At 61.7% G+C, this 6,804-nt stretch carries 5 protein-coding genes; all 5 read right to left on the reverse strand.

The window, feature by feature from the left end:
• Positions 1-155: 155 nt before the first annotated feature.
• Positions 156-3,650: a protein kinase domain-containing protein gene (locus tag WAN02_RS17685; protein ID WP_422265543.1), complete on the reverse strand. Its 3,495-nt coding sequence runs from the start codon at positions 3,648-3,650 to the stop codon at positions 156-158.
• Positions 3,651-4,480: 830 nt separating this feature from the next.
• Positions 4,481-5,155: a CAP domain-containing protein gene (locus WAN02_RS17690; protein ID WP_422265548.1), complete on the reverse strand. Its 675-nt coding sequence runs from the start codon at positions 5,153-5,155 to the stop codon at positions 4,481-4,483.
• Positions 5,156-5,174: 19 nt separating this feature from the next.
• Positions 5,175-5,546 carry a DUF732 domain-containing protein gene (locus tag WAN02_RS17695; protein ID WP_422265545.1) on the reverse strand — a complete coding sequence of 124 codons (372 nt, stop codon included), beginning with the start codon at positions 5,544-5,546 and terminating at the stop codon, positions 5,175-5,177.
• Between the two features lie 19 nt (positions 5,547-5,565).
• Entirely contained in the window at positions 5,566-6,219 is a 654-nt protein-coding gene (locus tag WAN02_RS17700; protein ID WP_422265547.1) for a hypothetical protein, read from the reverse strand.
• Entirely contained in the window at positions 6,216-6,782 is a 567-nt protein-coding gene (locus tag WAN02_RS17705) for a mammalian cell entry protein (RefSeq protein ID WP_422265549.1), read from the reverse strand. The genes WAN02_RS17700 and WAN02_RS17705 overlap by 4 nt, the downstream gene beginning before the upstream one ends.
• Between the last annotated feature and the right edge of the window lie 22 nt (positions 6,783-6,804).

Consider the following 6,804-nt stretch of genomic DNA (forward strand, 5'->3'; position numbering starts at 1 on the left):
GGATTGGGCTGGGATACAAATGGGGTTGGATCTTCGTGGGGTTGTCCTATATTGGTGTATCGATGGCGTTCCCGGTGTATCTCGTTACTCGGGAGCGCTTTCTCGACAAGCACGCTCGCACGGGAGAATTGAGTACCTACGCGGCCTGACCGAAACTACAGGGCAGGCGTCTCAGCCAGTCCCAGGACGAAATCTCGAACGTTCTCTGCCATCGCCGGATCGGCGGAGCTGAACTCGTCTTCTGCCGCTGTTTCCTTCGCAAGGCGCACCATCATCGGCCCCTCGTCGAGAAGCAAACGACTCAGTCCAAGCGCGGCGCAGGTCGTCAGCACCGGCGCCAAAACCCGCGAGGCCTCTGCACTATTCCCAACTACCGCCAGGCAATAAGCCAACTGCAGCGAGGCCCGAAGATGCGCGCGCGGGCGCTTCCGTTGGTCAATGTGGTCCCGGCGAATTCGCGCACGACTGCACGCATCGGCAAGGGCTGACGATTCTCCGTCAACGAGCAGTAACCTGATTTGCGAGTCCTCTCTGAATTCCGCTGTCACGTCACCGATTCCGTCGAAGACTTGTGCACCTTGGCTGCGGACTCGCTGCGCCAGCGATACGTCGATATCTTGACCCAACATTGCGGCTAATCGGACTTGCTCATACATCAAGGCAGCCTCGAGTCGCGGTAGATGTAGCGCTTTCGCGATGTCCAAACCTTCTGCTAGTCGCAGGTCTGCGGCGGTCCTGTCCCCGCAGGCGAATTTCAGCCGCGCCCCGGTTCCGAAAGCAGCAACCATGAAATCAACCAGGCCACCCTCGGCACCGAGTTCGTAGGCGTCATCGAGCAACGTCTCCGCTTTGTCGAGGCGGTCGCGCTCGTAGAGAAGCTCTCCCAACAGAGATCCGGCCAGCTTTGCTACATAGGTTGGGCGTCCGGACGGCAGCAGCGCGATTCGGATCGCGTGTCGCAGGTGCGCTTCGGCGCCAGCGACGTCGAGCTGCTCGTTCGCGGCGATCGCCGCGAAGCAGTATCCGTAGCTACCGCTGAGCGCACCGGACGTCCGCTGATGGTATTGGCGTCCCCACCTCTGCCAACGCAGCGCATCATCGAAGTCGAACACCCGAATCGCACGAAACGAGCCGACGTCGGCTGCCCGGCTGAGAATCCAGGGTCGAAGCGTGTCAACTCTGTCGACACAAGCCTGAACGGCATCGGCGGCCGCGGGATCGAGGCGATCCTGGAATGCGCCAATTACGGGGAGCACCAGGTCCATCTCGGCGCGGAGGTCGGCGACTTGGTCGTCCGGAAGCGAATCGATGCCGAACTCGGCCAGCCGAAGTGCGTCCTCGGTCGCCGCCAGACGGTGAAGTACGACGTTTGCCCACGCAAGGTCGACCTGTAGCCGCGGGCGGGCATCCACAAGTTGCGCCGGGAGTTTGGCGGCAAGCCCTATCAACGTGCTCATCTGGGAATGTTCGTTCAGATCCGGAGCCGCTTGCTCGACTACGTCGACCGCCTGCCGCGCGTCCCCGGCGAGAATCAGGTGATCGACGGCCTGACTGAGCATCTGGTGTTCGGTAAACCACTGCGCGGCCTTGCGGTGTAGCTCTGGTACGCGATCTGCTGCGTCGCGCTCGAGACGGTGCAGCAGGTAGTCGGCGAACAGGTGATGGTATTGGAACCACGATCCTTCAGCGTCGGTTCTGCGCAGAAACAGGTCACGCTTTTCGATCTCTTCGAGGACGCTTTGGCTGTGCCGGTTGTCGGTGAGCGCAGTCGCCAATCCGCTGGAGACCTGCTTGGTGACGCAGGTCGATAACAAGAAATCGAGGAGATCCGACTCGAGGCTGTCTAGGACGTTGGAAGCCAAATAGTCGCCTATCGCTTGGTGTCGCCCGGACAGATTCTCGATAAGTGCGGTCGGGTCGGGGTGGCCGCGAAGGGATAATGATGCCAGCTGCAAAGCGGCAGCCCATCCGTCGGTGGAGTCTTCGAGTTCGGCGATGTTGGCGGGCGTGAGGTCGAGGCCGCATTGATCGACCAGCAGCGCCTGGGATTCGGCCACATCGAACTTGAGAAGCGACGAGTCGATTTCTACCAGCTCCCCCTGGACCGCCATCGTGGAGAGCGGAAGTCCCGCGCGCGTACGACTAGTGACAATCAAATGCAAGTGATGGCAACTATTCTCAAGCAGGTAAGCTAAAGCGTCCGTAGTCTCGTTGTGGTCTACGCGATGCCAGTCTTCCATCACCAGCGCGAGGGTTTGTTTGTCGCAATGCAGGCTGTTGATCAAGGCATTCAGGACATAGTGTTTCGTATTTTCCACATGCCCTTCGAATTCTTGCTGCAGGGTGTCGGCGAGATCTGGCAGGGTGCGCCGGATCGCCTCAATCAGGTGGGCAAGAAACCAGACCATGTTGTTGTCGTCGTTGTCGATAGCCAACCATGCGCTGTTCAAACCCTGTCGGGTGAGCGTTTGGGCCCACTGCGCGGCCAGAGTGCTTTTGCCGTAGCCGGCGGGAGCGTGAATCAGGACCAGCTTTGGTCTTGGCCCCGACCCGAGGCGGTCGAGGATTCGTCGCCTCGGCACCGTCGGGCGAGTGAATGTCGGCGGTCGAAATCGTGTCGGCGCGCTCGGCGGGTACTGCGCTCGCTGGATCGAGGCCGATCCGTCTGACCGCAATCCGATAGCGGCGGAATGCCCCGCTGATCCGGGAGTTCCGGTGCCGGAGGCCGATTCGTCAGCGTCGGTTGGCGGTGCCGGTAACTCCAGTGGAACGTCGGCGATGCCGAGTCCGACATGCTTGGCGGCTGCTCGCAGAATTTCGCCGAATGCTGCCGCAGTGCTCGGCCGGCGTGCTGGATCGATATTCAACCCGAGTTCTATTGCCGAGCAGATCGAGTCTGGGGTGCCTTTCGCGCAGAGATCGGGGATCGGACCTGCCATCACGCGACGAACAAACGCAATAGGATGTTCGCCTGATCGGACCGTGAATGGCGGGTTGCCGCTGAGCACGGTAAAGACCGTGGCCGCCAAGCCATAAACGTCCGCAGGGACCGAGGCGGCGGCGCCCTCGAAGACCTCAGGCGCGATGTAGGCGAGGGATCCGACCACTCGCTGCGCGGAGGTCTCACGGCTACCCACGATGCGCGCAATGCCGAAGTCGCAAAGTTGCGGTTCCCCGTAAGCAGTGAGTAAGACGTTGGAAGGCTTGACATCGCGATGAAGTACGCCCGCCCGGTGCGCGGTTTCCAGAGCACCCGCCAGGCGTACCCCTATCTCCAACGCCTCACGGACCCCAAGTGGTCCGTGACCCCGGATCCAGGCACCGAGGCTGTCTCGACGGTGATACTGCATCACAATGTACGGTCGCCCGGCGAAGGTTACGCCGCTGTGCAGTACGGGCACGATGTTCGGGTGGCCGGAGACCCGCCCCATCGCTCGCTGCTCATGCTTGAAGTGTTCGAGGTCGACATCGTCCGGATCGGAACTGAGCACCTTCACCGCAACGACGCGGTCAAGCGACGGTTCGTTACAGCGATACACCACTCCGAACCCGCCGCGCCCCACCGGCTCCGCGTCGTGGTAGCCCTCTGCCTCAAGCTCGGCGACGATTCCCGAAGCAGGGCTGGTTTGAGTGGCGTCTGGATTGGCCACAGCTAGACCACCCGCAACCGAGCCCCACTGGCGGGGCGGATTTGATCCGACCGGTAGGGCAAACAATCCAAACGACTCGGTGCCAGCGTTCCCATCGCAGATTCCTTCGGTGCAGCTATTTACCCTAGCTCTCGCCGGCCAGCCACCAATGCGGTTCGCTCGATTCGACACCGCTGCGCCGGGACGACGCCGGGTTTGCCTCCGACGGGGAGACGAGAACCACCCGATGAGGTGACGCGCACCGGGCTGAGCCCGGAGACACTTGGAGGACAGCAGGATCACACGAAGGGCGCGTGCTGCGCGTTACAGCCGTGCCTCGGCGATCTCCGCGAATGGTCCGCTGCGAAATTCAAGTCCTACCTAAACGAGAGTGAAATAATGACCACCTATCTGACCCTTGTCGGGATGCTGCTGTTAGTCGTATCCCCGCTGGTGATTCCACTAACCGTCACCGTGATCCCTTTTTGCTCCAACAGATTCGGCCGTATCGCCAAGTGGCGTAGGACCACGACGCTTCCCAGAACGGTCTCGGTGTTCAGTGACCGGTCGGGAGTCCAGGCGGCACCATCCCCGGCGTAGGAGGCCGCATCGGGAGTGCACGTACTCTTCACGCAGGCATCGAATCCGACAGTATCGCAATATATTCCACATCGACTTTGGTCGGGTTGACGCAGCACGTCACACTGGCTAGCTCGCGACATTCTCGCTTGTTCCGGCTCGACGCCTCTACCTATGTGGGTGGTGCGATCCCGACGAAGAATGTTGCCGTCGCAGAGATTACAACGCTCTTGTGAGGTAGGGCCGGATGCCCGCGGCGCGCTAAGGCTGCGCTATTGCGGCGGAATACCCGGCGGTGGGTACACGCCTCGCAGGATCCACGCCCACCAGTTGTTGCCGGTTTCGAGCTCGTCGCTGGCGTCGTAGTCGGGGCTGGGATCGAGCGGGATGTTGTTCGCCTGGGAGCCCGGAGGAAGTTCCGCGACGACTTGTTGGTTGGCTGATGGCGGCGGCTGCCCGTACACGGCCACCACGACGGTGCGATCCGGACTGTTTTCCGACCACACTCCCATTTGGCTGTTGGCGCAATTGGACATGATGGCCTTGTAGGCGGGATTGTAGTACCACCGGTTTAGCAAATCGTTGCCGCTGATAGCGATGGACTGGTTGATCGCCACGGTTTCCGCCACCTGACCATGGAAGCCTGCCGCGTTGGCGCGATCTTGTGGTGTCGACCCGTCTGAGCCGATATCACCGTCAAGGTTGCGGTTGTTCAGCACATCCCTGGTGTACCACTGGGCGGCGAGTTGCAATTGTGGGTTGATCCTGACGTCGTTGGTGCAGCCGGCCTGATGCTCAATGGTAAAGACGTTGGAAACCACACTGTCGTTGAGCCGCTTGTTGTTCGGTATGAGCGTGTTGTTGTCACCATCCGCATGCGCGCCGGGCGTGGCCACCAGGGCGCCCGCGACGACCAAGCCAGGCAGAGTAAGGGGCCAATACCGCATGTTGGTCTCCTTCATTTTCTTAGCCGCCGGTTGGTGGCTGGTAGTAAGCTGCCGAGTCGCGCAGTTGCCAAATCTGCGCTGGGCATAAAAGGTTAACCGCATACGAGACAAGGTAATTGGCTGTGAACTCGTCATTGGGCCTGATGTCGTTTTTCACGTCACCCATGACTTGGGTATAGCCTTCACCGCGGCCGATCTTGTCGCAGATCCCGTAGCCGTAGTTGACGGCGCCGGCAGAGTTCGCAAAGTTGTCGTAGTGCCGCCGCACCATCACGTCATAGACGTACTCAATCTCAGGTGCCGGTGCGGCGCACGCCCGCGGTACTGACCCCAGCGGGAGCGAGCCGACGACACCCGCGGCTGCTGTGATGGCCAGAGTCCAAATCTTCACCGGTTCAACGCATCTCGGTTTATACGGGGTCGAATTGGGAAATCAGCCACCGGCCGCCGACCTTGTCGAGGGTGACTCGAACGCTAGATGCCGTGCTTGTCGGCGCGTCCTGACCGATGATGACGGTCTGATTCACGAAAAGCAGCGCCACGGCACGGTTTTCGGTCGCCGACGTCGACGCGGCGGCCGGAACGGTTGCGATGGCGGAGATCTGCTTCTGCTTTGCTCCCGGGATGACCACGTCGTGGGTCAGCGATGTGTAGGCGTTCAGAAACGAACCGGTCAGCCGGCCCCGCGCCGCGTCAAGGTCCTTCTCGACCGTGTCGGGCTTATAGGAAAGCAGCGCGATGGTGCTGTCGGTAGCGGCCCGCACGGATTCGGTGCGAGCCACGCCGGCTTCGCGAGCCGAGCCGTCCTGCCACTTCAAAAAGCCCGCGGCGGAAGCCAGCAACAGCGCCAGCACGGGCAGCACCACAAACACGATCGCCCGCGGCCAGCGGATGTGACGCGCCGTTGGCTGCTCATCACGATCTGGTTCATCGACCTCCGTGGCAGCTTCGCTCGCCTCGGTATCGTCGGAAATGGTCAGTGTCTGCACCGACTCAGCCGGTGTTTCCTCCACCGAGTCGGCCGCACTTAGATCGCCTGCGCCGCGCGACGCGAACCACCTCATGGCACGAACCCGACATTAGAAACCTTCACCTGGTCACCTACCTTCTGCACGTCGATACGCATCCGCCATGCCCGCGGAACCTGCTCTGCCTCACCGGCATTCGAGGTCTGCACCGACACGGCCACCAACGCCTGGGCTGAGTCGGCCGTCTGCGACTCCAAGCCGGCCTCCGTGATCGTGCCGACCGTCTTCGCCTGAGCTTTCTTGAGCACCTCGATGAACGGCTGTGACCGCTTGGCGAAGTCGTCGTAGAACTCCCCAGTGGCCCCGTCCAGAATGCGATGCACATCGGCTTCGGCATGCTGCCAGTCGATCGTCGTCAAATTCAGCGCGCCCTGCCTGGCCACCTGCAGAAACTGACTTCGCTGGGCCTGCGCCTGCTGCGACTGGTGAGCGCGAAAGCCCAACCACCCGACCAGTCCCGCCAACACAACGACCATGGCCACGCTGAACAGCCACGCGCGCCGCGATGCTGCCGTCGGCTTTTGGGACGGCGGGGTTGGCTTGCTACCGGCGTCGTCGGCAGCGGGCTCGGGCTCGAAGTCCTCGATGTCGCTGTCGATTTCGTCGTCGTCATCCTGAGCC

It is taken from the genome of Mycobacterium sp., assembly GCF_049281135.1.
GTDB lineage: Bacteria > Actinomycetota > Actinomycetes > Mycobacteriales > Mycobacteriaceae > Mycobacterium.

Excerpts from the sequence above, each read along its gene's own strand:
- WAN02_RS17690 (WP_422265548.1), bottom strand. The coding sequence starts at position 5,155 with ATGCGGTATTGGCCCCTTACTCTGCCTGGCTTGGTCGTCGCGGGCGCC.
- WAN02_RS17700 (WP_422265547.1), bottom strand. The coding sequence starts at position 6,219 with ATGAGGTGGTTCGCGTCGCGCGGCGCAGGCGATCTAAGTGCGGCCGAC.